The sequence below is a fragment of the Streptomyces sp. PKA51 genome, from assembly GCF_057552455.1.
In genome coordinates this window covers 46,900-73,144 of sequence record NZ_BAAJPZ010000016.1, presented here as the reverse complement: position 1 = coordinate 73,144, position 26,245 = coordinate 46,900, and the positions used below count along the sequence as shown (strand labels likewise).

General features: G+C 74.2%; 25 protein-coding genes and 1 tRNA gene. 17 read left to right on the top strand and 9 right to left on the bottom strand.

Translation table 11 applies throughout. The annotated features are described in order from the left end of the window. Positions 1 to 29: 29 nt before the first annotated feature. Positions 30 to 812 carry an ABC transporter ATP-binding protein gene (locus tag AC27L3_RS22365; RefSeq protein WP_487235832.1) on the bottom strand — a complete coding sequence of 261 codons (783 nt, stop codon included), beginning with the start codon at positions 810 to 812 and terminating at the stop codon, positions 30 to 32. A gap of 356 nt (positions 813 to 1,168) precedes the next feature. Between AC27L3_RS22365 and AC27L3_RS22360 the strand changes: the two genes are divergently transcribed. Both AC27L3_RS22360 and AC27L3_RS22355 read left to right on the top strand, forming a co-directional pair. Beyond that, positions 1,169 to 1,251, top strand: a tRNA-Leu gene (locus AC27L3_RS22360). 189 nt (positions 1,252 to 1,440) lie between these two features. Further along, positions 1,441 to 2,334: a Bax inhibitor-1/YccA family protein gene (locus AC27L3_RS22355; protein WP_487235831.1), complete on the top strand. Its 894-nt coding sequence runs from the start codon at positions 1,441 to 1,443 to the stop codon at positions 2,332 to 2,334. A gap of 103 nt (positions 2,335 to 2,437) precedes the next feature. Here AC27L3_RS22355 and AC27L3_RS22350 read toward each other — a convergent pair whose 3' ends face one another. Continuing rightward, positions 2,438 to 2,668: a DUF4287 domain-containing protein gene (locus tag AC27L3_RS22350; protein WP_344437764.1), complete on the bottom strand. Its 231-nt coding sequence runs from the start codon at positions 2,666 to 2,668 to the stop codon at positions 2,438 to 2,440. Positions 2,669 to 2,766: 98 nt separating this feature from the next. Here AC27L3_RS22350 and AC27L3_RS22345 point away from each other — a divergent pair, with 98 nt between their 5' ends. Then, complete coding sequence (locus AC27L3_RS22345) at positions 2,767 to 3,084, top strand: hypothetical protein (protein WP_487235830.1); 318 nt, start codon at positions 2,767 to 2,769, stop codon at positions 3,082 to 3,084. Between the two features lie 4 nt (positions 3,085 to 3,088). Here AC27L3_RS22345 and AC27L3_RS22340 read toward each other — a convergent pair whose 3' ends face one another. From AC27L3_RS22340 to AC27L3_RS22330, 3 genes are all read right to left on the bottom strand, one after another. After that, entirely contained in the window at positions 3,089 to 3,850 is a 762-nt protein-coding gene (locus tag AC27L3_RS22340; protein WP_487235829.1) for a hypothetical protein, read from the bottom strand. A gap of 260 nt (positions 3,851 to 4,110) precedes the next feature. Further along, a complete protein-coding gene (locus tag AC27L3_RS22335; RefSeq protein WP_487235828.1) occupies positions 4,111 to 5,331 on the bottom strand; it encodes an acetyl-CoA C-acetyltransferase in 1,221 nt (406 codons plus the stop codon). 142 nt (positions 5,332 to 5,473) lie between these two features. After that, positions 5,474 to 6,523 carry an SGNH/GDSL hydrolase family protein gene (locus tag AC27L3_RS22330; RefSeq protein WP_487235827.1) on the bottom strand — a complete coding sequence of 350 codons (1,050 nt, stop codon included), beginning with the start codon at positions 6,521 to 6,523 and terminating at the stop codon, positions 5,474 to 5,476. 224 nt (positions 6,524 to 6,747) lie between these two features. Between AC27L3_RS22330 and AC27L3_RS22325 the strand changes: the two genes are divergently transcribed. The 3 genes from AC27L3_RS22325 to AC27L3_RS22315 all read left to right on the top strand — a co-directional run bounded on the left by AC27L3_RS22325 (position 6,748) and on the right by AC27L3_RS22315 (position 10,825). Beyond that, positions 6,748 to 8,154: a cystathionine beta-synthase gene (locus AC27L3_RS22325; RefSeq protein ID WP_487235826.1), complete on the top strand. Its 1,407-nt coding sequence runs from the start codon at positions 6,748 to 6,750 to the stop codon at positions 8,152 to 8,154. A gap of 389 nt (positions 8,155 to 8,543) precedes the next feature. Continuing rightward, a complete protein-coding gene (locus AC27L3_RS22320; RefSeq protein ID WP_487235825.1) occupies positions 8,544 to 9,899 on the top strand; it encodes an acyl-CoA synthetase in 1,356 nt (451 codons plus the stop codon). 74 nt (positions 9,900 to 9,973) lie between these two features. Then, the gene (locus AC27L3_RS22315; protein WP_487235824.1) at positions 9,974 to 10,825 is read left to right on the top strand and encodes a MurR/RpiR family transcriptional regulator; all 852 of its coding nucleotides are present in this window, start codon (positions 9,974 to 9,976) and stop codon (positions 10,823 to 10,825) included. Between the two features lie 196 nt (positions 10,826 to 11,021). On the opposite strand, the gene AC27L3_RS22310 is transcribed toward AC27L3_RS22315, so the two are convergent. Next, entirely contained in the window at positions 11,022 to 12,242 is a 1,221-nt protein-coding gene (locus tag AC27L3_RS22310) for an alpha/beta hydrolase family protein (protein WP_487235823.1), read from the bottom strand. Positions 12,243 to 12,459: 217 nt separating this feature from the next. Between AC27L3_RS22310 and AC27L3_RS22305 the strand changes: the two genes are divergently transcribed. Further along, on the top strand, positions 12,460 to 13,062 hold the full coding sequence (locus AC27L3_RS22305; RefSeq protein ID WP_487235822.1) for a hypothetical protein: 603 nt from the start codon (positions 12,460 to 12,462) through the stop codon (positions 13,060 to 13,062). On the opposite strand, the gene AC27L3_RS22300 is transcribed toward AC27L3_RS22305, so the two are convergent. Then, entirely contained in the window at positions 13,046 to 14,374 is a 1,329-nt protein-coding gene (locus tag AC27L3_RS22300) for a type III PLP-dependent enzyme domain-containing protein (RefSeq protein WP_487235821.1), read from the bottom strand. The two genes, AC27L3_RS22305 and AC27L3_RS22300, sit on opposite strands and share 17 nt — an antisense overlap. A gap of 100 nt (positions 14,375 to 14,474) precedes the next feature. On the opposite strand from AC27L3_RS22300, the gene hutU reads away from it, so the two are divergent. The 5 genes from hutU to AC27L3_RS22275 all read left to right on the top strand — a co-directional run bounded on the left by hutU (position 14,475) and on the right by AC27L3_RS22275 (position 20,712). Then, complete coding sequence (gene hutU / locus AC27L3_RS22295) at positions 14,475 to 16,133, top strand: urocanate hydratase (RefSeq protein WP_487235820.1); 1,659 nt, start codon at positions 14,475 to 14,477, stop codon at positions 16,131 to 16,133. Between the two features lie 119 nt (positions 16,134 to 16,252). Beyond that, on the top strand, positions 16,253 to 17,440 hold the full coding sequence (locus AC27L3_RS22290; protein ID WP_487235819.1) for an allantoate amidohydrolase: 1,188 nt from the start codon (positions 16,253 to 16,255) through the stop codon (positions 17,438 to 17,440). Continuing rightward, positions 17,431 to 18,765 (top strand): formimidoylglutamate deiminase, encoded by a 1,335-nt coding sequence (locus tag AC27L3_RS22285; RefSeq protein ID WP_487235818.1) that lies wholly within the window; start codon positions 17,431 to 17,433, stop codon positions 18,763 to 18,765. The genes AC27L3_RS22290 and AC27L3_RS22285 overlap by 10 nt, the downstream gene beginning before the upstream one ends. Positions 18,766 to 18,785: 20 nt before the next feature. Next, positions 18,786 to 19,967, top strand: a complete 1,182-nt coding sequence (hutI, locus tag AC27L3_RS22280; protein WP_487235817.1) for an imidazolonepropionase — start codon at positions 18,786 to 18,788, stop codon at positions 19,965 to 19,967. 64 nt (positions 19,968 to 20,031) lie between these two features. Next, the gene (locus tag AC27L3_RS22275; RefSeq protein ID WP_487235816.1) at positions 20,032 to 20,712 is read left to right on the top strand and encodes a hypothetical protein; all 681 of its coding nucleotides are present in this window, start codon (positions 20,032 to 20,034) and stop codon (positions 20,710 to 20,712) included. Here the strand turns inward: AC27L3_RS22275 and AC27L3_RS22270 are convergent. Beyond that, entirely contained in the window at positions 20,613 to 21,053 is a 441-nt protein-coding gene (locus AC27L3_RS22270; protein WP_487235815.1) for a nitroreductase family deazaflavin-dependent oxidoreductase, read from the bottom strand. The two genes, AC27L3_RS22275 and AC27L3_RS22270, sit on opposite strands and share 100 nt — an antisense overlap. Positions 21,054 to 21,151: 98 nt before the next feature. Continuing rightward, positions 21,152 to 22,036, bottom strand: coding sequence for an RNA polymerase sigma factor SigF (locus AC27L3_RS22265; RefSeq protein ID WP_487235814.1), 885 nt, complete (start codon positions 22,034 to 22,036; stop codon positions 21,152 to 21,154). 261 nt (positions 22,037 to 22,297) lie between these two features. Here AC27L3_RS22265 and AC27L3_RS22260 point away from each other — a divergent pair, with 261 nt between their 5' ends. The 5 genes from AC27L3_RS22260 to AC27L3_RS22240 all read left to right on the top strand — a co-directional run bounded on the left by AC27L3_RS22260 (position 22,298) and on the right by AC27L3_RS22240 (position 26,179). Beyond that, the gene (locus AC27L3_RS22260) at positions 22,298 to 22,666 is read left to right on the top strand and encodes an STAS domain-containing protein (RefSeq protein WP_487235813.1); all 369 of its coding nucleotides are present in this window, start codon (positions 22,298 to 22,300) and stop codon (positions 22,664 to 22,666) included. Positions 22,667 to 22,809: 143 nt separating this feature from the next. Then, positions 22,810 to 23,307 (top strand): ATP-binding protein, encoded by a 498-nt coding sequence (locus AC27L3_RS22255; RefSeq protein WP_487235812.1) that lies wholly within the window; start codon positions 22,810 to 22,812, stop codon positions 23,305 to 23,307. 235 nt (positions 23,308 to 23,542) lie between these two features. Next, complete coding sequence (locus AC27L3_RS22250) at positions 23,543 to 24,322, top strand: LPXTG cell wall anchor domain-containing protein (RefSeq protein WP_487235811.1); 780 nt, start codon at positions 23,543 to 23,545, stop codon at positions 24,320 to 24,322. A gap of 28 nt (positions 24,323 to 24,350) precedes the next feature. After that, positions 24,351 to 25,184, top strand: coding sequence for a COG1470 family protein (locus tag AC27L3_RS22245; RefSeq protein ID WP_487235810.1), 834 nt, complete (start codon positions 24,351 to 24,353; stop codon positions 25,182 to 25,184). Next, positions 25,181 to 26,179, top strand: coding sequence for a hypothetical protein (locus tag AC27L3_RS22240; protein ID WP_487235809.1), 999 nt, complete (start codon positions 25,181 to 25,183; stop codon positions 26,177 to 26,179). The genes AC27L3_RS22245 and AC27L3_RS22240 overlap by 4 nt, the downstream gene beginning before the upstream one ends. The last annotated feature ends 66 nt before the right edge of the window (positions 26,180 to 26,245 follow it).

Sequence of the window (26,245 nt, the reverse complement as noted above, 5' to 3'; positions counted from 1 at the left end):
TCAGTCCTGGTGGTCGGATCCGGCGGTGGTCAGCTCGTGCGGCCCTTGGCGTCGAACCGCTTCATGCGGTCGAGCACCGAGTCGGCCGTGGGGTCGCGCAGGTCGTCGACGATGCGGCCGTCGGCGAGGAAGACCACGCGGTCGGCGTAGGAGGCGGCCACCGGGTCGTGGGTGACCATGACGACGGTCTGGCCCAGCTCGCGCACGGAGTTGCGCAGGAAGCCGAGGACCTCGGCGCCGGAGCGGGAGTCGAGGTTGCCGGTGGGCTCGTCGCCGAAGATGATCTCCGGGCGGCTCGCCAGGGCCCGGGCGACGGCCACGCGCTGCTGCTGGCCGCCGGAGAGCTGGCTCGGGCGGTGCTTGAGCCGCCCGGACAGGCCGACGGTGTCGACGACCGTCTCGAGCCACTGCTTGTCGGGCCGGCGGCCGGCGATGTCCATCGGCAGCGTGATGTTCTCCAGCGCCGTCAGGGTCGGCAGCAGGTTGAACGCCTGGAAGATGAAGCCGATCTTGTCGCGCCGCAGCCGGGTGAGCTTCTTGTCGTTCAGCCCGGTCAGCTCGGTGTCGCCGATGCGGGCCGAGCCGGAGGAGACGGTGTCGAGGCCCGCCATGCAGTGCATCAGGGTCGACTTGCCGGAGCCGGAGGGGCCCATGATCGCGGTGAACTCGGCCTGCCGGAACTCCACCGAGACGGCGTCCAGGGCGACCACCTGGGTCTCGCCCTGCCCGTACACCTTGGTCAGATCCGTGGCCCGGGCGGCCACGGCGGTGGTGCGGACGGCGGTCTGGGCGCCGAAGGGCGTGGTGGTCACGGTGGAGCACTCCTTGCGGGACAGCGATGGGCGGACTACTCCATCGTCGGTGCCCCGCCCGCGCCCGGGATCAGCCCCAGCTCCGGTTCCCGTGACAGTCTCCGGAGGTATGCGGTGGCCGCCGTGTCATCCCTGGGTAGGAGAGCGGCCCTTACCGAGGGCGACGAGATTGCGACAATTCCGCTTGCTCGTGGGGGTGGGGTGATGAACGGGGGAGATCGGCCTCTGGCATGTGCCAATGGCGTCGTCCACTGCCTGATGCCCCCTCAGTTGCCAATAAAATAAGACAACCTCCGGTCCCGGATCCGCTGTTTGGGGGGCGCTCCCCGGCTAGGCTCGGGGTGCTCCAGCCCCCCGCCCGGATGGTGGAATGCAGACACGGCGAGCTTAAACCTCGCTGGCCCTTCGGGCCGTGCCGGTTCAAGTCCGGCTCCGGGCACCTCTCTCCCTCCGCTGCCTTTCGCGGCCCGCCCGCGGAACCGATCGGCGACGCTTCGCGTTGTCTGCTGTGGGGGCGTCTGCAGTGCAGACCCGTGACAAAAGATCGTCCCCTGGCAGGAGCGCCTTTTCTTTGCCTACCCATTACGCTTGAGGCCAAGGCCGCGCAGGGTGGCCATGGAGGAGTGAGATGAGGAGCAGCAACCCGGTCTTCTCGCGACGGGGGTTCAGCCGCGACAGCGGTTACGCGGGCTTCGGAGCGGGGCCGCAGGCCGGGGCCGCGAACCCTTACGCGTCGAACCCGTACGCCGGCACCGCCCAGCCGGGCGGCCCGTACGCGCAGCCCACCAACCCCTACGCGGCGAACCCGTACGCCCAGGGCGGCCAGGACCTCTACACGGGCCAGCCGCAGGCGCCCGTGCAGACCGCCGGGCGGATGACGATCGACGACGTCGTCACCCGCACCGGCATGACGCTGGGCCTGGTGGTTCTCGCCGCTGCCGCCGCCTGGGCGCTGTCGCTGCCCGTCGGCCTGGGCTTCGGCGCGGGCATCGTGGCCTTCGTCCTCGGTCTGGTCCAGACGTTCAAGGCCAAGCCCAGCCCCGCGCTGATCCTGGCCTACGCCGCGTTCGAGGGCCTGTTCCTCGGCGTGGTCAGCAAGGCCTACAACGCGGTCGCCTACGGCGCGCCCGTGCAGGCCGTGCTCGGCACGATGGCCGTCTTCGCCGGCGTCCTCGTCGCCTACCGGACGCGCATCATCCGGGTCGACAACCGCTTCGCCCGCTTCGCGATCGGCGCGGGCATCGGCTTCTGCCTGCTGATGCTGGCCAACTCGCTGTTCGCCGTCTTCGGCGGCGGTGACGGCCTCGGCCTGCGCAGCGGCCCGCTGGGCATCGCCGTCGGCGTCCTCGGCGTGCTGATCGGCGCCGCCTACCTGGCGCTGGACTTCAAGCAGATCGAGGACGGCGTGCGCTACGGCGCCCCCCGCGAGGAGTCCTGGCTGGCCGCCTTCGGCCTGACCCTGTCGCTGGTGTGGATCTACACCGAGATCCTGCGGATCATCGCGATCCTCAACAACGACTAGCCCGCGCGGCAGCCGGCAGCAGTCCGGCAGCAGTCCGGCAGAAGGGCCCGGGAAGGCGTTCGCCTTCCCGGGCCCTTCGCGTACCGCTCGTCGTACCGCTCGGCTACCGAAGCTTCCGCGCCGCCCGTCGCAGGTCGTATTCGTGGACGATCGCCTTGGCGTGGCCGTAGGCCAGGTCGTGCGCTCCGCGCAGCCAGCTCACCTTCTCCTCGAAGCGGGAGAGGGAGGGTCCTTCCTCGACCGTGCGCAGCCAGTCGGCGATTTCGCGGCCCGTGCACTGGGGAATGCGGGAGAGCATGTTCCGGTGGGTCTCGTCGGAGAAGACGTGGGACATCGGCGCCTCCGGACGCGTCGAATGATGGTCCTTCATGTCACCGTGCCCGAGTGTTCAAGCATTGGCAACAGTCGGTGGCCGACGCATAGGCTCTGGGCGTGGACGATGTGACCCCCCTCCTCACCGCCGTGGACGCGTTCGCGGACCGGCTGCGCACCCTGCCGCAGTCCCGCCTGAGCCGGGGCGCGGCCGCCGAGGCCCTGGCCCTGGCCAGGGAGCTGGCGGCCTGGACCCAGCGGATCGAGGAACCGGAGAGGGACGAGGTGCGCCAGATGCCGGATGCGGGCATGTTCGCGGTCGCCGACCAAGTGGCGGTGGCCGGCCACGATTTGGCCGAAGCCCTCTGCGCGTCCGGTGGCGACGTCGCCGAGGCCGTGCGCCTGGTGGAGGCCGCCGCCCACCGCTGCGGGCTGTAGGCGCCTACAGCGAAGCGATGACGCGGTCCGCGAGGACGTAGACGGGGCCGGCCTCGCACCGGAACGTCAGGGCGTAGGCGCCCGAGACCCCCGAGCCGCCCAGGAGCGTGGGCGCCTCGCCGGCCCGCAGGGCCTCCGCCAGACGCTCGGCCGTCTCCCGGTGCCCCGGCGTCATGCACACCGTCGTGCCGTCCGCGAAGACGTACACGTCCAGCGTGCCCAGCGGGCCGGGACGCACGTCCGCCAGCGGGATGCGCCCGTCGGCGAGTTCGGTGAGCCGCTCGATCGTGCGCTCGTGGTCCCCGACGGCCGAGGCGGCCGCGGGGTGGAAGTCCGGGTGCGAGGGGTGGCGGCGGCGCGCCGCCGCGAGCTCCGCGGAGTCGGCGGCCTCGGACTCCAGCTCGGTGAGCGGGTCCACGGCCGCGAGGTCGGGCAGGCCGCCCAGCAGGGCCGCCGCGTCCGCCGCACCGGCCAGGTCGCGGGCCTCCTGCGCGGCCCAGAACGCCCGGGCCTCGGCCAGCTCCCGCTCGCGCTCCTCGGCCAGCGCATCGGCGACGGCGGCCCGTATCTCGGCGAGTTCGGCGGCCGGGGCGGTGCGTGCGGCGGGCACCGCGGGGCGCTCGGCCCGGTCCGCGAGAACCGCGGCCAGGTCGGCGCGCAGGGCCGTGATCTGCCGGCGCAGACCGCGAGTGCTGTACAGGGCGGCGACGCCCGCGGCCGTGGCGGCCGCAGCGCCCAGCAGCAGGGCAAGGGACATGGCGCTCACTGACGTACTCCCGGTTGCTTGGATCCCCCGAATTCCTACCTCAGCATTGCGCATGCCTCGGGAGCCCCACAGTGCAAAACGTCAGTAAACGGACGGGACCAAGGGCCCGGACGTTGTCCCTTCAACCACCCTGACCTGGGGAAACGAATCTCCCCCGGGACGTTGGTCACATCCTGGGGGAGATTCGGTCACGTTTCGGCAAGGTGGCCGATAGATGCTGCTGGCAGTTGCCCGACGGGCAATCCCTCAGCTCAGCCGCCTCAGCTCAGCCGCTCGATGACCATCGCCATGCCCTGGCCGCCGCCCACGCACATCGTCTCCAGGCCGAACTGCTTGTCGTGGAACTGCAGCGAGTTGATCAGCGTGCCGGTGATGCGGGCGCCGGTCATGCCGAAGGGGTGGCCGACCGCGATGGCGCCGCCGTTGACGTTGAGCTTGTCGAGGTCGATGCCCAGGTCCCGGTAGGAGGGGATGACCTGTGCCGCGAACGCCTCGTTGATCTCGACCAGGTCGATGTCGTCGATGGTCAGCCCGGCCCGCTTCAGGGCCTGCCGGCTGGCCTCCACCGGGCCGTAGCCCATGATCTCCGGGGAGAGCGCCGAGACGCCCGTGGAGACGATGCGGGCCAGCGGGGTCAGGCCCAGCTCGCGCGCCTTGGTGTCGGACATGATCACGACCGCGGCGGCGCCGTCGTTGAGCGGGCAGCAGTTGCCCGCCGTGATCAGGCCGTCGGGGCGGAAGGCGGGCTTGAGGCCCGCGACGCCCTCCAGGGTCACGCCCGCGCGCGGGCCGTCGTCCTTGGAGACGACCGTGCCGTCGGGGAGGGTGACCGGGGTGATCTCGCGCTCCCAGAAGCCCTTCTTGATGGCCTCCTCGGCGAGGTTCTGCGACCGCACGCCGAACTCGTCCATGTCCGCGCGCGTGACGCCCTTGAGGCGGGCGAGGTTCTCGGCGGTCTGGCCCATCGCGATGTACGCGTCCGGGACCAGGCCGTCCTCGCGCGGGTCGTGCCAGCCCTCGCCGCCGGCCTCGGCGCGGGCGGCCGTACGGGCCTCGGCGTCGGCGAACAGCGGGTTGTGGGTGCCGGGCTGCCCGTCGGAGGAGCCGTTGACCGACCGCGAGACCATCTCGACGCCCGCCGAGATGAACACGTCGCCCTCGCCGGCCTTGATGGCGTGCAGGGCCATGCGGGAGGTCTGCAGCGAGGAGGCGCAGTAGCGGGTGATCGTGGTGGCGGGCAGGTGGTCCATGCCCATCTGCACGGCCACGATGCGGGCGAGGTTGTGGCCCTGCTCGCCGCCGGGCATGCCGCAGCCGAGCATCAGGTCGTCGATGTCGCGCGGGTCCAGCCCGGGCACCTTGGCGAGCGCGGCCTGGATGATCGTGGCGGTGAGGTCGTCCGGCCGCAGCTCCTTCAGGGACCCCTTGAAGGCACGGCCGATGGGGGAGCGGGCGGTCGATACGATCACGGCTTCGGGCATCACGGCTCCAGGGGCGCGGACGGGCGGGACTCTCCGGTCTCACCGGGAAGTTACCCGCAAGTACGGTGCCGGTCACGACTTCACGCCTGTGAAACGGACCTCTTTCCAGTCTCCCGCGCCCCGCAAGCCCCCTCCGGGGCCCTCACTCGCCCGTCACCGGCGCCGCCGTCACCCCCGGACCCGCACCGGAACCCGTGCCCGGGGCCCCCGCCTCGGCGGCCGGCAGCCGCCGCCTGCGGCGGCGCTTGAGCAGCGCCCAACGGGAGCGGGAGGTGGGCGCCACCTCGGTGCCGCCCTCGGCCGCCGCCTCCGCCGCCGCCCGGTCCACCGGCAGGATGCCCTCGCGCCGGGCCGCGTCCGGACGCTCCTCCTCGGGCCACAGCCCCAGCGCCGCGCACAGCGTGGGCAGCACCGCCATCGCGGCCGTCGCGTACCCCTCGGCCGAGGGGTGGTAGTTGTCCGGCCCGAACAGCTCGCGGGGGTTCGCCGCGAACTCCGGACCCAGCAGGTCGCTGAGGGAGACCGTGCGCCCGCCCGCCTCCAGCACCCCGATCGTCTGCGCGGCGGCCAGCTGCCGGCTCAGCTGCCGGGCCAGCCAGCGCAGCGGCTGGTACACCGGCTCGATCGTCCCGAGGTCGGGACAGGTGCCGACCACCACCTCGCACCCCGCGCCGCGCAGCCGCCGCACCGCCTCGGCCAGCAGCCGCACCGAGCGCGCGGCCGGCACCCGGTGGGTGACGTCGTTCGCCCCGATCATGATCACGCACACGTCCGGGACCCACTGCGGATCGCCGAGGATCTGGGTGACCTGCCGCTCCAGGTCGTACGACTGCGCCCCCGACAGCGCCACGCAGCGCATGTCGACCGGCCGCTCGGCCACCGCCGCGAGCCCCGTGGCCAGCAGGGCCCCCGGCGTCTGCCGCACCCGGTGCACGCCCTGGCCGGCGGCCGTGGAGTCGCCCAGCACCCCCAGCAGCAGCGGCTCGCGTCCCAGCTGGTGGACGAACGCCGAGCCGTAGCGGCCGTCCGCCCGCGGCGGCACCCCGCCGGCGCCGCCGACGACCCGCCGGGCCAGCGCCACCTCGGTGAGCAGCACCCCGAGCGCCGCCCCGCCGAGTACGCCGACCCCGCCGCCCCCGTACGCCGCCGCGGCGGCGATCCGCCGGGCGGCCCTCGCCCTCGCCTTGGACATCGGACGGCCTCCTTCGTGCCGCGAGCGCACACAATGCGCCACGGTGCGCGTTTTACACACGCTTCATAAAAGCTTCACGGAACCGGCTCGCCCTTGCCAGTGCGCGCCAATAGCAGGTTGCCCCGTGAGCCGGTGGTCACAACGCGCGTCGCGACAGGTCGGATGCGCTCTACGCTGGCGGCACGGGCATGCGACGACGGCTGCCCCCGACCGCGGAGATCACCGTGCAGTATCACGATTCGATGATTGAGCTCGTTGGCAACACCCCGCTCGTGAAGCTCAACCACGTCACCGAAGGCATTCAGGCGACCGTCCTGGCCAAGGTCGAGTACTTCAACCCCGGTGGCTCGGTCAAGGACCGCATCGCCCTGCGGATGATCGAGGCCGCCGAGAAGTCGGGGGAGCTCAAGCCCGGCGGCACGATCGTCGAGCCGACGTCCGGCAACACGGGCGTGGGCCTGGCGATCGTGGCCCAGCAGAAGGGCTACAAGTGCATCTTCGTCTGCCCGGACAAGGTCTCCCAGGACAAGATCAATGTGCTGCGGGCCTACGGTGCCGAGGTCGTCGTCTGCCCGACGGCCGTCGACCCCGAGCACCCGGACTCCTACTACAACGTCTCCGACCGCCTGGTGCGCGAGACGCCCAATGCCTGGAAGCCCGACCAGTACTCCAACCCCAACAACCCGCTGTCGCACTACCACTCCACCGGCCCCGAGCTCTGGGAGCAGACCGAGGGGAGGATCACCCACTTCGTCGCGGGCGTGGGCACCGGCGGCACCATCAGCGGCACCGGCCGCTACCTCAAGGAGGTCAGCGACGGCCGCGTGCAGGTCATCGGCTCCGACCCCGAGGGCTCCGTCTACAGCGGCGGCTCCGGCCGGCCGTACCTGATCGAGGGCGTCGGCGAGGACTTCTGGCCCTCCTGCTACGACGGCACGGTGACCGACGAGATCATCGCCGTCTCCGACAAGGACGCCTTCCAGATGACCCGCCGCCTGGCCAAGGAGGAGGGCCTGCTGGTGGGCGGCTCCTGCGGCATGGCGGTCGTCAGTGCCCTGGAGGTGGCCAGGCGCCTCGGCCCGGACGACGTCGTCGTGGTGCTGCTGCCGGACAGCGGCCGCGGCTACCTGAGCAAGATCTTCAACGACGAGTGGATGGCCGACTACGGCTTCCTGGAGGAGGCCGGCGACGCCGCCCGCGTCGGCGACGTGCTGTGCCGCAAGGACGGCGGCCTGCCCTCGCTGGTGCACATGCACCCCGAGGAGACCGTCGGCCAGGCCATCGAGGTGCTGCGCGAGTACGGCGTCTCGCAGATGCCCATCGTCAAGCCCGGCGCCGGCCACCCCGACGTCATGGCCGCCGAGGTCGTTGGCTCGGTCGTCGAGCGCGACCTGCTGGACGCGCTGTTCGCCCAGCGGGCCTCCCTGGAGGACCCGCTGGAGAAGCACATGAGCGCCCCCCTGCCGCAGGTCGGCTCCGGCGAGCCGGTCGGCGACCTGATGGCCGTCCTCGGCGGCGCGGACGCGGCGATCGTTCTCGTCGAGGGCAAGCCCACCGGTGTGGTCAGCCGTCAGGACCTGCTCGCCTTCCTCGCCGAGAGCGGCAAGGGCGGCAACGGCGCCACCAAGTAGGAGCCGTTCGGCCGCGCGCCGGCCAACTGCCGGACCGTAAAAGGTACGTATGCGTCACGTGGGCGCAGCATGGGCTTAACACGGGTCCGGCATAGTGGTGCTCGCCGGCACGGAGGAGCCCCGCTCCCCGGGCCGGCAGCGCCGACGCGGCGGCGGGTGCTCCGGAGCGGCTCCCGGACCCCAGGCCGTCCGGGCGCGGTCGGCCGGGCCCGTACCCGGAGCCCCGGCCGTGCCCCGCGCGGGGACCGCCGTCGTCCCGACCCCGGCTCCGGCCGGGGTGCGGCGGCCCCCGTGCCGCGTTCGTCGCCCCGTTCCCCCTGCTCCCGGCGGGTGTCCCACCGGTACGGTCGGGGCGTGCCCCGCGCCGGCGGGGCCGGAAGGAGCGGACCGTGACCCCACCCCTGCTGACGGCCCTTACCGCGCCCGCCGCAGCCGACCGGCCGGACGCCCTGACGATCGCCGGGCGCTCCTGCTCGTGGGAGGAGCTCCTCGGCGCCGCGGGCGCGGTGGCCTCCCGCATCGCGGGCGCGGACAGCGTCGCCGTACGCGCCGAACCGGCCCTGGAGACGGTCGTGGCCGTCGTCGGCGGACTGCTGGCGGGCGTGCCCGTCGTCCCGCTGCCCCCCGACGCCGGACCCGCCGAACGCGACCACGTCCTGCGCGACTCGGGCGCCCGCCTCGTCCTCGGCGAGGACGAGCCCGTGGACCTGCGCGCCCGCGCGGCCTGGTCGGGCCCCGAACCCGACCCCAAGACCACCGCCTTCGTGCTCTACACCTCCGGCACGACCGGGGCGCCCAAGGGCGCCCTCATCCCGCGCGGCGCGATCGCCGCCTGCCTCGACGGCCTCGCCGACGCATGGCAGTGGAGCGCCGAGGACACCCTCGTGCACGGGCTGCCGCTGTTCCACGTGCACGGCCTGGTCCTCGGCGTGCTGGGCGCCCTGCGCACCGGGTGCCGCCTGGTGCACACCGGCCGCCCCACCCCGCAGGCGTACGCGGCCGCCGGCGGCAGCCTGTACTTCGGCGTGCCCACCGTCTGGTCCCGCGTCGTGCGCGACCCCTCGGCCGCCCGCGCCCTGGCCGGCGCCCGCCTGCTGGTCTCCGGCAGCGCCGCGCTGCCCGCCCCCGTCTTCCGCGACCTCGAAGCGCTCACCGGACAGCGCCCCGTCGAGCGCTACGGCATGACCGAGACCCTGATCACCGTCTCCGCCCGGGTCGACGGCGAGCGCCGCCCCGGCGCCGTCGGGGTGCCCCTGCCCGGCGTCCGCACCCGGCTGGCCGCCGTCTCCGGCGGCATCGGCGAACTGGAGGTCAGCGGCCCCACCCTCTTCACCGGCTACCTCGGCCGCCCGGAGGCCACCGCGGCCGCCCACACCGACGACGGGTGGTTCCGCACCGGCGACATCGCCACCATCGAGGAGGACGGCACCCACCGCATCGTGGGCCGCGCCTCCACCGACCTCATCAAGACCGGCGGCTACCGCGTCGGCGCGGGCGAGGTGGAGAACGCCCTGCTGGACCACCCGGCCGTCAGCGAGGCCGCCGTCGTCGGCGTGCCCCACGACGACCTGGGCCAGGAGATCGTCGCCTACGTCGTCGCCGACGGGATCGGCGAGCGGGAGCTCATCGACTTCGTCGCCGCCCACCTGTCCGTCCACAAGCGGCCGCGCCGCATCCGCTTCCTGTCGGCGCTGCCCCGCAACGCCATGGGCAAGCCGCAGAAGAAGCTGCTGCCGCCGCTCTGAGCGCCCTGCATAATTTCATGCAGAAGAATTCCTGCGTGAATGGTGAACGGTGAATGGCGAGGAGGGCCCGGCCGATGGGCGAGACCAACGGTGAACCGGAGGCCACGGCACGCCTCCAAAAACTCTTCGAAGGCCACCGGCTCACCCCCACCCAGCGGCGCATCGCCCACTGCATGGTGCGGCGCGCCGCCGACGCGCCCTTCCTCTCCAGCGTCGAACTCGCCGAACTCGCCGGCGTCAGCCAGCCCTCCGTCACCCGCTTCGCCGTCGCCCTCGGCTTCGACGGCTACCCCGCCCTGCGCCGCCACCTGCGCGACGTCGTCCCCGCCGCCGAGGCGGCGGAGGACACCACGGCCAACGAGTACCAGCAGGCCGTCCAGGCCGAGATCGACAACCTCCGCCACCTCGCCGGACTCCTCGCCGACCCCGCCCCCGTCGAACGCGCCGGCCGCCTCCTGGCCGCCTCCCGCCCCCTGCCCGTCCTCGGCCTGCGCGCCGCCGCCGCCCAGGCCACCGGCTTCTGCTACTTCGCCCGCAAGGTCCACCCCGACGTCCGGCTGCTCGACGAGGGCGGCACGTTGCTCGCCGACCGCATCGACGGGGCGGTCCGCGCGGGCGCCACGGCCCTGCTGTGCTTCGCGCTGCCGCGGCACCCGCGGGAAGTCGTCGAAGCCCTCGCCTACGCCCGCGGGGCGGGCCTGACCGTCGTCACCGTCGCCGACTCCACCTTCGCCCCCGTGGCCCGCCACAGCGACCTCCTCCTCCCGGCGGCCGTCGGCACGGGCCTGGCCTTCGACACGGCGTGCGCACCGATGCTGCTGGGGCGCGTGCTGCTCGAAGCGATGTGCGACGCCCTGCCGGACGCGCAGGCGCGCCTGGAGGAGTTCGATACGCGGGCCGCTGCGCGGGGCTTGTTCGTGGAGTGACGGTGCCCATCGGCGTGGACCGCCGTCGCGGGGCGCCCCCGTAGGGGCGCGGGGAACTGCGCGACAAGCCACGACGTGCCCGCACTCGGCCCCGGGGTGGTGCGTCGGCTGCGGGCCGTCCGTGGCCGATCGCGCAGTTCCCCGCGCCCCTACGGGGCGCCGTGTCGCGCCCACGCGGCGGCAGCCGCAGGCGCGGTTACCGCTCCCGGAGTTCCGGGAAGTGGGGCAGGGGGCCGCCCCTGCGGAGGAAGCGGTCGAAGAAGGCCGCCACGTACGCCCGCGTGACCCCCACGGCCCGTTCGGGCCGCACCGTGCCCACCCCCTCCCGCACCGTGTCCCACGGGATCAGCCCCTGCCGCGCCAGCTGCGGCAGCATCACCGTCGCGTCCGTGTACGCCCCGTGCTCCGCCCCGGTGAGGGTCGCGTTGCCCTTCCACGCCCCGTGGGAGTGCCGCCACAGGGCGAGCCAGGACGGCTGACGGTCGTAGGGGCCGGAGTCGGCGGCGTCGGTGCCCATCAGGAGCAGGGGCCGGTGCACGCCGGCGCGGGCGACCGCGGACAGGCCGCCGGGGCCGGGGAAGGCGAGGGTGCCGTCGAGATTGACGGCGGCGTCGACGCGCCGGTCCTCGTACAGCGCCTGGACGGCCGTGAAGCCGCCCGCGGAGTGCCCGAGCGCCCCCACGTGCCGCAGATCCATGGCGGCGGCCAGGGCGTGCGGCAGGCGGGCGGCGCGCCGGTCGCCGAGCCGGTCGAGGACGAAGCGCAGGTCGTCGACCCGGGCCCGCATCGCCTTGCGCAGCACCGCGGCGGGGTCCACGTCGCGCCGTGCGGCGAGTGCGGGCAGCACGGAGGTGGCGAGCCGGCCGCCCGGCAGGGCGACCTCGGAGGCGTCGTAGGTGTGGTCGACGGTGACGACGACGTAGCCGCGGGAGGCGAGGTCCTCGACGAGCGAGGTGTTCCAGGTGCGCGGGTCGCCGAGCCCCGGCGAGTACAGCAGGACGGGCCGCACCCGGCTGCCGCGCGCCACGGGCGCGTCGGGGCGCGCGTGGGTGCGTACGGCCGCCCAGTCGACGGCCCCGAGAGGGGTGCCCCGGCCGAAGTGGCCGGCCGCGCGCCGCTGCATGTACGGGGCGGTGGGGCCGGCCGCGCGCCAGCCCTCCCGGGCCGCCGGGTACCACAGGCTCACCATGACCTCGCGGTGCGCGTGGCGCTCCGGGTGCCAGGGGTCGCTGCGGGAGGTGTCCACCAGGTGCCGGGTGGTGGTGCCCACCGGGTACGGCCCGGTGGGCGCCGGGAGCTGCACGTCCGCCGCGGCGGCGTGGGCGTGGGGCGCGCGGACCCCGAGCAGTCCGGTCAGGAGCAGTGCGCCCGCCGCCACCACGGCCCGCCTGCGCAGGGCCCGCTCGTTCACCGGCATGGCGCATCCCTCCGCTGCCGTCGATCGCCCGTCGATACGACGACCATAGGGACCGCCCGTACGACGACACGACATACGCGGGTGCCAACTCGCCCGTGATACCGGGGTATGACTCCACTGGCCCAGTGCGGCGGGCGTCTCTCAGCTCGTCCTCAGAAACGTCGGCTAGCGTGCCGGGCAACTGTCACCGACAAGGCATGGATCGAGGAGGTCTGACGTGGGTCGCGGAGCGTATGCGCTGGCGCGCGTGGCCGTGATCGTGCGGGCACCGGCCCGCTGGCTGTTCTGGCTCGGGGCCCTGGGCGCGGGCGTCGGCGCCCTGGTGCCGGGGCTGACCGGGCGCCGGATCGGACTGCTGGCGGGCGCGGGACTGTTCGTGGTCGCGGGCGCGGTGGCATTCCTCGCGCGCCGCAGCCGGTACGTCGAGCTGGCGGGCGGCGCCGAGCGCGCCGGGCGCTCGGTCTACCTGCAGGACCGCGCCGTTTCGCTGCGCAACTGGCGGCGGGCGCGCCGCTGGTGGCTGGCCGTCGCCTTCGCCGTCGCGGTCGGCTCGTCCTTCGCCGTGCCCGCCGCGGTGGGCCTGGGGCTGGCCGGGCTGGGCGCCGGGCTGTGGGCGAAGGCCCTGTGGCTGGGCCGCCTGGAGCGCCGCGCGGACGTCCTGCTGTGGGTGCGCACCGAGCGCGCCCAGGGCAGCCCCGTCGCGGCCGCGGTGAGCGGCTGGTTCGCCACCGGGCTCGCCGCCGGCGACGCCCTGCCGGGCGGTGCCCGGCGCCGTGCGCGCCCGGCCGCGGGCGGCGCGGTGGTCAGCGCAGCGCGCTGAGCTCCGCGGCGTGCCCGGCGCCGTTCTCGGCGACGAGTTCGTCGAGCGACTGCGGGGGGCGCACGGGAGCGAAACGCACACCCTGTTCGTCGCAGACGTAGCCGTAAACCCCCGGGCGGGGGAGCGTGTTGTAGGCGTAGTGGTGTGCGAAGTAGTACGCGCCGGTGTCGAGGAGCGCCACGTGGTCCCCGGCCTCCAGCGGCGGCAGCGGGCGGCCGGTCGCGACCAGGTCGCCCGCGAAGCAGCAGGGGCCGGCCACGTCCTGCACCACGGGCGCGCCCGTGCGGGGCCGGCCCACCGCGTCGTACGCCGCCACGCGCAGCGGCCAGGACCCGGGGTCGAACACCGTGCGCGAGGCCACCTGGGCGCCCGCGTGCGTCACCGCGATCCGGCGGCCGCCCGCCGACTTCGCGTACTCCACGCGGGCCACGATCACGCCGCTCTTCGCCAGCAGGGATCGGCCGAACTCGGTGACCAGGCCGTAGCGCCCGTCGAACAGGCCGGGGACGGTGCGGGCCAGCAGCCGGGCGTACGCGTGAGGGGTGGGGTCGACCTCGTCGGAGGCGAAGTTCACCGGCAGGCCGCCGCCGATGTCCACGGTGCGCACCCGCCGCTCGCCCGCCGCGGCGTTGATCTCCTCCGCCAGCTCGTACACGGCCCGTACGCCCTCCGCCAGCAGCTCCAGCGGGCAGCCCTGGGAGCCGGTGTGGGCATGGACGCGGGTGAGCCACGGGCGCTCGGCGTACGCGCGCACCACCCACGGGCGCACCCCCGGATCGCGCAGCCCCACCCCGAACTTCGACGTCGCCGTCGCCGTGCTCAGCGCCCCGATGCTGCCGGCGCCGACCTGCGGGTTGATGCGCAGGCCGAGCGGCGGCACGGGCCCCGGCAGGGCTGCGACCAGCGCGTCGAGCCGGGCGAGCTCCTGGGGGTTGTCGGCGTTGACCGCCAGGCCCGAGGCGAGCGCCTCGCGCAGCTCCGCGGTCGTCTTGGCGGGGGAGTCCACGACGATCCGGTCGGCCGGCACCCCGGCGGCCCGCGCCACCGCCAGCTCGCCGGGGCTGGCGACCTCCGCGCCCAGGCCCTCGTCGGCCAGCAGCCGCAGCACCGGCACCAGCGGCGCGGCCTTCACCGCGAACGCGTGCAGCGCGTCCACCGCTCCCACCTGCGCGAACGCCTCCCGCAGGGCGGCCGCCGCCTGCCGGATGCCCCGCACGTCCAGCAGCGCGGCGACCGGCTGCAGCTCCCCGACGATGCCCTGCCCCACGGCGGCCCGCACGGCCGCGTCCCGGCGTCCCGCAGCGCTCTGCATCTCCACAGGGCTTGATGTGCCCGGCCCACCCTGTTGACTAGCAGTATTCAGCCACCCAAACTGTGCAGTGTTCTATTCAGAGCCAGGGAGGCAGGGCCCCATGTCCGGACCGCGACCCGTGCGAGCACCCCGAGGCACCGAGCTGAGCGCCCGGGGCTGGCAGCAGGAAGCCGCACTGCGCATGCTGCAGAACAACCTCGACCCGGAGGTCGCCGAGCACCCCGACAAGCTCGTCGTCTACGGCGGCACCGGCAAGGCGGCCCGCGACTGGCGCTCCTTCGACGCGATGGTCCGCACGCTGCAGACGCTCAAGCAGGACGAGACCATGCTCGTCCAGTCCGGCCGCCCGGTCGGCGTGATGCAGACGCACGAGTGGGCGCCGCGCGTCCTCATCGCCAACTCCAACCTCGTCGGCGACTGGGCCAACTGGGAGGAGTTCCGCCGCCTGGAGGCCCTCGGTCTGACCATGTACGGCCAGATGACGGCCGGCTCCTGGATCTACATCGGCACCCAGGGCATCCTCCAGGGCACCTACGAGACCTTCGCGGCCGTCGCCGCCAAGAAGTTCGGCGGCTCGCTCGCGGGGACGATCACCCTGACCGCCGGCCTCGGCGGCATGGGCGGCGCCCAGCCCCTCGCCGTCACCATGAACGACGGCGTCGCGATCTGTATCGACTGCGACCCGCGCGCCATCGAGCGCCGCATCGAGCACCGCTACCTGGACGTCAAGGCCGACTCCCTCGACCACGCCCTCCAGCTGGCCGTCGAGGCGCGCGACGCCCGCCGCCCGCTGTCCATCGGCGTCCTCGGCAACGCCGCCGAGCTCGTCCCGCAGCTGCTGGCGATGAACGCGCCCATCGACATCGTCACCGACCAGACGAGCGCCCACGACCCGCTCGCCTACCTGCCCATCGGCGTCCCCTTCGACGAGATGGCCACCTACGCGGCCGAGAAGCCCGCCGACTTCACCACCCGTGCCCGCGAGTCGATGGCCCGGCACGTCGAGGCCATGGTCGGCTTCCAGGACGCCGGCGCCGAGGTCTTCGACTACGGCAACTCCATCCGCGGCGAGGCGCAGCTCGCCGGCTACACCCGCGCCTTCGACTTCCCCGGCTTCGTCCCCGCCTACATCCGCCCCCTCTTCTGCGAGGGCAAGGGCCCCTTCCGCTGGGCGGCCCTGTCGGGCGACCCCAAGGACATCGCCGCCACCGACCGCGCCATCCTCGACCTCTTCCCGGAGAACGAGTCCCTGGCCCGCTGGATCAAGATGGCCGGCGAGCGCGTCCACTTCCAGGGCCTGCCCGCCCGCATCTGCTGGCTCGGCTACGGCGAGCGCGACCGCGCCGGCGAGCGCTTCAACGACATGGTCGCGAGCGGCGAGCTCTCCGCGCCGATCGTCATCGGCCGCGACCACCTCGACTGCGGCTCCGTCGCCTCGCCCTACCGCGAGACCGAAGCCATGCTCGACGGCTCCGACGCGATCGCGGACTGGCCGCTGCTCAACGCCATGGTCAACGTCGCCTCGGGCGCGTCCTGGGTCTCCCTCCACCACGGCGGCGGCGTCGGCATGGGCCGCTCCATCCACGCCGGCCAGGTCACGGTCGCCGACGGCACGGCCCTGGCGGGCGAGAAGATCCGCCGCGTCCTGACGAACGACCCGGGCATGGGCGTCATCCGCCACGTGGACGCGGGCTACGACATCGCCGAGACGGTGGCCGAGGACCGCGGAGTCCGCATCCCGATGCGGGAGGGCGAGTGACCGACGGTTCTCTCCCCCACCCCGCCCCTTCCCGAAACCGGGGCTCCGCCCCGGACCCCGGGCCCGACGGGCGCGGGGCGGGGGAAAGGCCCGCCGCAGGCGGGTCCTCGTTCCACGAGATGTGGCGGGAGCTCGCGCCCATCGGGCGCAGCGCCGACAGCGGCGGCTATCGCCGCTTCGCCTGGACCGGCGCCGACGGCGACTGCCGTCAGTGGTTCCGCGCCCAGGCGGAAGGGCGCGGCCTGACCTACGAAGTCGACCGCAACGGCAACCAGTGGGCCTGGCTCGGCGACCCCACCGCCGGCGACGCCGTCGTGACGGGATCGCACCTGGACTCCGTCCCCGACGGCGGCGCCTTCGACGGCCCCCTCGGCGTCGTGTCGTCCTTCGCCGCCCTCGACGAGCTGCGCGCCCGCGGCGCGGCGCCCACCCGGCCGCTGGCCGTCGTGAACTTCGGTGACGAGGAGGGCGCCCGCTTCGGGCTGGCCTGCGTCGGCTCCCGGCTGACCGCCGGGCAGCTGACGCCGCAGGCGGCCCGCGAGCTGCGGGACGCGGACGGCGTCGGCCTGCCGCAGGCGATGGAGCGCGCCGGCTACGACCCGGACGCCATCGGCCCGGACCCCGAGCGCCTCGCCCGCATCGGCGCCTTCGTCGAGCTGCACGTCGAGCAGGGCCGGGCCCTGGCCGAAACGCCGCACGCCGTGGGTGTCGCGTCGGCGATCTGGCCGCACGGCCGCTGGCGCTTCGACTTCCGGGGCGAGGCGAACCACGCCGGCACCACCCGCATCGAGGACCGCCGGGACCCGATGCTCACGTACGCCAACACCGTGCTGGCCGCGCGGAAGAAGGCCCACCTGGCGGGCGCCCTGGCGACGTTCGGCAAGGTCGCCGTGGAGCCGAACGGCGTCAACGCCATCGCCTCCCTGGTGCGCGGCTGGTTGGACTCGCGGGCCGCCGACGAGCAGACGCTGGCGGCCGTGGTCGCCGAGATCGAGCGCGCCGCGACCGAGCGCGGGGCCCGCGACGGGGTCGAGGTGAGCGTGACGCGGGAGTCCTTCACGCCGGTCGTGGAGTTTGCCCACGGCCTGCGCGACGAGCTGGCAAAACTGCTGGGCGGCGTGCCCGTGCTGCCCACGGGCGCCGGTCACGACGCCGGTATCCTGTCGGCCGCCGTGCCCACCGCCATGCTGTTCGTGCGCAACCCCACCGGTGTCTCCCACTCGCCGGCCGAGACGGCCACCGAGGACGACTGCGTGGCCGGGGTGGCCGCACTCGCCGACGTACTGGAGGGGCTCGCGTGCAGGTGACGTACTGGGCGGAGCACGCGTGGCTCGACCCGGCGGTCGAGGAGGGCGTGGTCATCGAGGTCGCGGACGGCCGCATCACGGCCGTGCGCACGGCCGTGACGGCCCCGCCGCCGGGCGCGGTGCCCCTGCGCGGCCTGACCCTGCCGGGGCTGGCGAACGCGCATTCCCACGCCTTCCACCGCGCCCTGCGCGCCCGCACGCAGGTGGGCAGCGGCACCTTCTGGACGTGGCGCGAGGTGATGTACGGGGTGGCCGACCGGCTCACGCCCGACAGCTACTTCGCCCTCGCCCGTGCCGTCTACGCCGAGATGGCCCTCGCCGGCATCACCTCCGTCGGGGAATTCCACTACCTCCACCACGCCCCCGGCGGCACCCGCTACGCCGAGCCCAACGCCATGGGCGAGGCGCTGATCGCCGCCGCGGCCGAGGCCGGCATCCGCATCACCCTCCTCGACACCGCCTATCTCTCCTCCGGCTTCGGGGAGCCGCCGAACGCGCACCAGCTGCGCTTCTGCGACGGCACCGCCGAGGCATGGGCCGAGCGGGTCGCCGGCCTCAAGCCCGCCGGGCACGCGCGGATCGGTGCGGCCGTGCACTCCGTGCGGGCCGTGCCGGCGGAGCAGCTGGCGACCGTCGCCGACTGGGCGGCCCGGCACGAGGCGCCGCTGCATGTGCACCTGTCCGAGCAGACCGCCGAGAACGACGCCTGCCGTGCCGCGCACGGCTGCACTCCCACCCGGCTGCTGGCCGACCACGGTGTCCTCGGCCCGCGCACCACGGCCGTGCACGCCACGCACCTCACCGACGAGGACGTCGCGCTGCTCGGCGGTTCGCGCACGGGCACCTGCATGTGCCCCACCACCGAACGCGACCTCGCCGACGGCATCGGACCGGCGGTCGCCCTCCAGCAGGCCGGCAGCCCGCTGTCCCTGGGCAGCGACAGCCACGCCGTCATCGACCTGTTCGAAGAGGCCCGCGCCATGGAGCTCGACGAGCGCCTGCGCACCCGCACCCGCGGTCACTGGACGGCGGCCGCCCTGCTGCGCGCCGCCACCGCCGACGGCCACGCCTCGCTCGGCTGGGACGACGCCGGCCGGATCGGGGCGGGCGCGCTCGCGGACTTCACGACGATCGCGCTGGACTCGGTCCGTACGGCCGGACCGCCCGCACTGCTGGGCGCCGAGACGGCCGTATTCGCGGCGAGTGCCGCGGACGTCCGGCACACGGTGGTGGGGGGCCGGCACGTCGTACGGGACGGGGAGCACCGGCTCGTGCCCGACGTGCCGCGGACCCTGGCCGAGTCGATCGCCGCCCTGTACGGCTGACGCCGAGGACCGGAGCAAGCATGAGCACGGCAATCATCAACATCAGCAGTCTCGTCACCAACGACCCCTCCCTCGGCGAAGGCCCCCTCGGCCTGATCCGGGACGCGGCGGTCGTTATCGACGGCGACCGTGTCGTCTGGATCGGTGCGTCAAGCAAAGCACCCGCCACTGACAACGCCGTCGACGCCGGCGGCCGGGCCGTCGTGCCCGGCTTCGTCGACTCCCACTCCCACCTGGTCTTCGCCGGCGACCGCACCGCCGAGTTCAACGCCCGCATGTCCGGGCGCGGCTACACCGCCGGCGGCATCCGCACCACCGTCGCCGCCACCCGCGCCGCCACCGACGAGCAGCTGGAGGCCAACCTCCTGCGCTACCTCGACGAGGCGCTGCGGCAGGGCACCACCACCCTGGAGACCAAGTCGGGGTACGGCCTGACCACCGCGGACGAGGCGCGTGCGCTGCGCATCGCCGCGGCGCACACGGACGAGGTCACCTACCTCGGCGCCCACGTGGTCGCCCCGGAGTTCGCCGACGACCCGGCGGGCTACGTCGAGCTCGTCACGGGCGCGATGCTCGACGCCTGCGCGCCGCACGCCCGGTGGGTCGACGTCTTCTGCGAGCGGGGCGCCTTCGACGGCGATCAGGCGCGGGCGGTGCTGACCGCCGGCATGGCCCGCGGCCTGGTCCCGCGCGTGCACGCCAACCAGCTCGGCCACGGCCCCGGCGTGCAGCTGGCCGTCGAGCTCGGTGCCGCCTCCGCCGACCACTGCACCCACCTGAGCGACGCCGACGTCGACGCGCTGGCGTCCGGCACCACCGTCGCCACGCTCCTGCCGGGGGCCGAGTTCTCCACCCGCGCCCAGTGGCCCGATGCGCGCCGGCTGCTGGACGCGGGCGTGACGGTCGCGCTGTCCACGGACTGCAACCCCGGTTCGTCCTTCACCAGTTCGATGCCGTTCTGCATCGCGCTCGCGGTGCGGGACATGGGCATGACCCCCGACGAGGCCCTGTGGTCCGCCACGGCCGGTGGCGCGGCCGCCCTGCGGCGCGAGGACATCGGCCGCCTGACCCCGGGCGCCCGGGCCGACCTGGCGCTGCTGGACGCGCCCTCGCACGTCCACCTCGCCTACCGCCCCGGCGTCCCCCTGGTCTCGGCGGTGTGGCGCGGCGGCGCCCCGGCCCACGGGTCGCCTCGGGGCTGACTCGGGGTCGCGTCAGGGGCGTTCCCGGAGGTCAGGGGCGCCCCCGGCCGGAAGGATCCTCCCCATGAGGAACACGACGTGGGGACGGGCGGCCTTCACCGCCGGACCGCTGTGCATGGTGGCCTACGGCCTGCTGCGCCTGATCGACGACCGGCACGGCCCGGGCCCGGACTGGTCGCTGGGGCACTTGGCGCTGCTGGCGGGCCTGCTGCTGTTCGTCCCCGTGTTCGCCGCGCTGCGCGACCGGGCGGCCCGGGGCCGGGGCCCGGTGGCGCGCGCCCTGGCCGCCTTCGGCGCCGTCGTGGGCCTGGCCGGTGCGGCCGCCGGTGCCGTGCAGGCGGCCGTCGACATCGCCGTCGCGTACTGCTCGGCCGACCGCGCCACCATGGATCGCCTCTTCGAGCAGGTCCAGAGCGTGCCGGGCGTGATGCCCGTCGTCTACACGGTCGGCCCGGTGCTCTTCTACGTCGGACTGGTGCTGCTGCTCGTGCAGTTGGCGGCGCAGCGCGCGATCGCGCCGTGGCGGCCGGTCGCCGTGGTGGCGGGTGTGGCGGTCACGGCGGCCACCTTGGACCTGATCCCGGTCGGCGGCCTGCTCTTCCTGCTGGCCCTCGCCCCGCTCGGCCCGCGGGGCGAGGACGGGGTTCAGCCGGTGGTGCGTTCCAGCGCCACGACGGGGACGTCCCGCCCGCCGCGTGCTGCCTGCTCCCGGAAGTCGGCGAAGGAGGGGTCGGCGGCTATCTGAAGGGCCCATGCCTCCTCGGCCTGCGGGCCCTCCAGGAACCGGGCGCGTACGGTGTGGCGCTCGGTGCCCACCTCGACGGTCGCCTCGGGCGCCGCCACCAGGTTGTGGTACCAGCCGGGCGCGGTGGGGGAGCCGCCGTTGGAGGCGAAGACGATCAGGCGTCCGTCGTGGGGGAGGTACACCAGCGGCGTGGTGCGCAGCAGTCCGCTGCGGGCGCCGCGCGTGGTGAGCAGCAGCAGGTTCCTGCCGGCGAAGGGGCCGCCGACGCGGCCCTCGTTGCTGCGGAACTCCTCGATGACCCGGAGATTGAACGGGTTGCTGTTGACAGCGTTGTTCGTCATGACGACCACGCTATGCCGTGCGGGCACGCCGCGTGCGCCGCACGGGACGATCGGTTCCCGTGCGACGCACACGAAGCGGTGATGACCGCCGCCGGCCGCTAATCCTCCGTCAGCAGCCCTCTGCGCAGCTTGACGAGGGTGCGCGAGAGCAGGCGCGAGACGTGCATCTGGGAGATGCCCAGCTCGTCGCCGATCTCCGACTGCGTCATGTTGGCGACGAAGCGCAGCGAGAGTATCCGCCGGTCCCGGGGCGGGAGTTCGGCGATGAGGGGCTTGAGGGACTCGACGTACTCGATGCCCTCCAGCCCGTGGTCCTCGTAGCCGATGCGGTCGGACAGCGCACCCTCGGGCTCGTCGTCCTCGGACTGGGCGTCGAGGGAGCTCGCGGTGTAGGCGTTGCTCGCGGCCATGCCTTCGAGGACCTCGTCCTCGGAGATGCCGAGCCGCTCGGCGAGTTCACCGACGGTGGGCGAGCGGTCGAGCTGCTGGGCGAGTTCGTCCCCGGCCTTGGCCAGGTCGAGCCGGAGCTCCTGCAGCCGCCGGGGCACGCGCACCGACCAGCTCGTGTCGCGGAAGAACCGCTTGATCTCGCCGATGATGGTCGGCATGGCGAAGGTGGGGAACTCGACGCCACGGCTGAGCTCGAAGCGGTCGATGGCCTTGATGAGGCCGATGGTGCCCACCTGGACGATGTCCTCCATCGGTTCGCTGCGGGTGCGGAACCGGGAGGCTGCGAACTTCACCAGGGCCAGGTTGAGTTCGACGAGGGTGTTGCGTACGTACGCGTATTCGTGGGTGCCCTCTTCGAGCGACGCGAGACGTGCGAAGAGCGTCCTCGAAAGGGCGCGCGCGTCGACGGCGTCCACCTCGTCGTACGGGGGGATCTCGGGGAGCCCGGCGAGGCCGGGTTCAGCGTGCTCGAACGGGGTAGTCGACGAGGCGGCTTCCCTGTCGGAATGCTTTTCGTCGAGCCGGGGTGACATGGTCTCCTCCATCATTCTCGGCATATGGCAGCCGATGCCGTGACCTCTTTGCTGCGGTTTGCGGCGCCTCCGAAGCCGTCCGTGGTGGATGTGACCCTCTAGCCCTACCGGTCTTCACCTCCCGATGGCAAGTCCTTTATGTCCATATTCGCCAGTTTTGGCGGAAGTTCAGCTTCCGGACCGGCGTAGGGAAGGCGTAGTGTTCCGTGGGGATTCTTCAAGCGCCACGCGGGCACAGGACAAAGGCACGAAGGGGAGCGCATGGATCGCGGGATGGTCGGCAACGCCAGCAGGGGCCGGCTGCATGTGGAGGTCCGGCGCCAGGGGGCCAGCACGGTCGTCTCGCCTTCGGGTGAGCTCGATCACCACACGGCGGAGCTGTTGCGCGAGCCCCTGGAGGAGTGCGCCGGGCAGAGCGGCGCACGCATCGTGGTCGACTGCTCACGACTCGACTTCTGCGACTCCACGGGACTGAACGTCCTGCTCGCCGCCCGGATGATCGCGGAGTCCGCGGGTGGCTCCGTCCACCTCGCCGCCATGACCCCCGTCGTCGCCCGTGTGTTCGAGATCACGGGCGCCGGGGCCGTCTTCGCCGTGCACGACACGCTCGACTCCGCTCTGGCCGAGTAAGAGGTCGCACTGGTTCCGTTGCCCTGGTCACAGGGCCCCGCCGCAATCCGATGGTGTTCCTCCGATTCCGGCGGGCAGGAGACAGCTGAAATCCGTGGAAGATGTTCGTGTACGTATAGGTGAATCGGTGAGGTGAAGCGCTGATGAGCACCACCCGGGCGTGCCCACCGCCGGACGGACCCGGCCGGGAGCAGGGAGGCCCCGCTTCCGCCGGCTCCCCGGCGCCGGCCGCACGGGCAGCCCGCCGGCTTCGCCTCGTGGGGGTCGGCGGCGCCGTGCCGCTGTCCCGCGACTTCACCCGGCAGGCCCTGTACGACTGGGGCTGGCTGCCGGCGGCCACGGCGGACCACCGGGCGGCGGCCGAGGACGTCCTGCTGGTGGTCTCCGAGCTCGTCACCAACGCCTGCCTGCACGCCGACGGCCCCGAGGAGCTGTGCGTCAGCCGTTCGGGCAAGGTCGTGCGGCTGGAGGTCAGCGACCTGGGCGCCGGCACCCCGGCCCCGCGCAGCCCGCACCGGGCGGGTCGGCCGGGCGGCCACGGCATGTTCATCGTGCAGCGGCTCTGCCTGGACTGGGGCGTCACCCGGCAGGAGGGCGCCGCGGGCAAAACGGTCTGGGCCGAACTGGCCGGCCCGTCCTAGCCCGCCCTCGACGGTTCCGACGGCCCCGTCAGGGGCGCGGGGAACTGCGCGACAAGCCACGACGCGCCCGCAGGCGGGGTGCCGTGTCGCGCCTCCGCGGCGGCAGCCGCATCCGTTTCGCGTTGTGCGTCTTCCCTCTCCACGGTCACGGGCGTACCTTCGGCCTCCGATCTGATGTGCCGTTAGCTCCGCCGGGTCGCCCCGGCTGCCGGCACCGACGAGAGGGGAACCCCAGGTGTCCCACGCATTACGTCATCCCGTGCGCCGCGCGGGCGCGCTCGCGCTCGCGGCGGCACTGGCCGGCGGTACGGCCCTGCTGACCGCCCCCGCCGCCCACGCCGACACGGTCGACGTCAACTACCAGTGCAAGACCCCCATCGGGGACCGCAGCGCGGTGTCCCCCATCGACATCAAGGCGGTCCCGGGCGGGGACGCCTACAAGGTCACGATGACCTTCCAGAAGGGCGTCTCCTCCAGCCCCGTCGAGCTGGGCAAGGGCGCCATGAAGCCGAGCGCCGTGATCAAGCTGGGCGGCGCGGACAGCGGCACCCTGGACGTCTCCGGACCCCCCAACGACCAGCCGATCCCGCCCAACACCCCGATCAAGATCAGTGATCTGTCGGGGACGTACACGCCGAAGAAGAGCGGTCAGGTCACCTTCACGGCCGGCACGCTCACGATCCTGGCCCTCGGCACCACGACCACCTGCACTCCCACCAACAACCCGAAGCCCTCCCTGACCCTGGACGTCAAGGCCCCGGGCGGCAGCACCGGCGGATCCACAGGCGGCGGCAGTACAGGTGGCTCGACCGGTGGGACAAGCGGCGGTTCGACCGGAGGGTCCACCGGTGGGACGACCGGCGGTTCGACCGGTGGCTCGACCGGTGGTGGTCAGCTTCCGCAGACCGGGCCCGACGACTCCGCCCTCGCCCTGGGCACCCTCGGCGGCACCGTCCTGCTCACCGGCATCGCCGGCACCCTCTGGCTCACCCGTCGGCGCCGCCCCCTCGGCTGACGTCCCCGCCCGGCCCAGGGAGCCGCCCATGCCGTACCGCACCGCCGCCCTGCTGCTGCCCCTCGTGCTGCCCGCCCTGCTCGTGCCCGCCGCGGCCCGTGCCGACGCCGGGCCCCCGTGGACGGCCGCGCCCGCGGCGCGGGACCGGTCGGCGGCGCAGGGCCGCGGCGCGTTCTACCTGGAGGGCGCCGCGGGCGCCGTCCTCGCCGACCGGCTCTCCGTCGTCAATCCCGGCGACCGGCCCCGCACGGTCGAGCTGCAGGCCACCGGCGGGTGGATCGTCCTGGCCACGGCCCGGGTGGCCGTCCCGCCCCGCACCCGCGCCGAGGTCCCGCTCACGGTGACGGTGCCCGCCGGCACCCCGCCCGGCGACCATGCCGCCGCCGTGGTCGCCGGCGGTGAGGGCCGCGTGGTCCGGGTGCCGGTGACCGTGCGGGTGCGGGGGCCGGTCCTTACGGCGCTGTCGGTCGAGCACGTCCGGGTCGGCGGTACGGGGCGGGGCGCGGTGATCGCGTACGAGGTGGTCAACCGGGGCAGCACCGTCCTCGCCCCGAAGGTGGCCCTGCGGGCCGAGGGCCTGTTCGGCGAGGTCCTGCGGCGGCCGGCCGCCCGGGCGCCCGGGTCCCTGGCGCCGGGGGCGAGGGCGCGGCTGTCGGAGGAGTGGCCCGGGGCGCCGCGCCTGGACCGGTTGCGGGTGAGCGTCACGGCGACGGCCGCCGACGGCACGTACGCCGCCGCCTCGGCCGCGTACGTGCCCCTGCCGTGGCTGTGGCCGTCCCTGGCGGCCGCGGGGGCGGTGGCGGTCGCCGCGGCCGTCCTGGGGGCCGTGCGCCGGGCCGGCCGGCGCCGGGCGCGCCCATGAGCGGCCCCGGCGTACGGATGCGGGGGCCGGCGCTCACGCTGCTGCTCGCCCTCGTGCTCGCCCTCGCGCACCCGGCGGCCGGGCGGGCCGCCGACGGCCCCCGGGCCGCCCTGGACCGCGCGTCGGCGCCCAAGGGCGCCTCCGTCACGGTCACCGGCGCCGGCTGGCCGCCGAGCGCCCTGCTCACGCTCCTGCTGTGCGGGCAGAACATGACCGGCGGCACCAATGCGTGCGCCAACGCCGACGGCCGGGCCGTGACCACCACCGCCGACGGCACCTTCCGCGGCGGCCTGCCGGTGGTCGCCCCGCCGGTGCCCTGCCCCTGCGTCGTCCACGTGGCGACCGTCGGCGCCCCTGCGGCCGCCGCCGACGCGCCGCTGGCCGTCACCGGCCACCCGGTGGCACCGCTGCCGCGAGGGACCGGGCAGGAGCGGCTGAGCGTGCTGGAGGCCCGCCTGGAGGGCTCCGGCGGGCTGCTGACGTGGTTCGGCGCCCCGCCGAAGCGCCGCCTGGTGGTCACCGTCGCCGATCTCGGGGCGGCGCCGGTGAAGGATCCGCGCTTCCGCCTCGGAACGGCCCGGGGCGTCCTCGCCCCCACCTGGGAGGAGCGGCCCTGGCGCGGCACGCTGGCCCCGGGCGTCCGGCAGCGGATCGCCCTGGACGTGGAGCTGGCGGCGGGCGCGTACGGGCCGTACACGGTCTCGCTGGAGTACGGCGGCCGGCTCCTGGTCGAGCAGCCCTGGGAGGTGCCCCGGCCCTGGGGCGTGACGCTGTTCCGGGTGCTGCTGGGCACCGTCGTGCCGCTGGCGCTCTTCCGCGCCGGCATGGCGGTCGTCGACCGCCTGCGCCCCCGGCGCCCCGCCGCGCCCGCGCGGGCGCCCGTCGAGGCCGCGGACGAGGCCCCGCATGAGGCTCCGCACGAGGCTCCGGGCGAGGCCCCCGCACTGCCCTGGTTCGCCCCCGGGGCCGGGCCGCCGGCCGCGGGGCCGGGGTGAGGTGGCCCCGAGCGACGCGAAGGCCCCCGGCGCGCGCGCCGGGGGCCTTCGTCGTGTGCGGGGTGA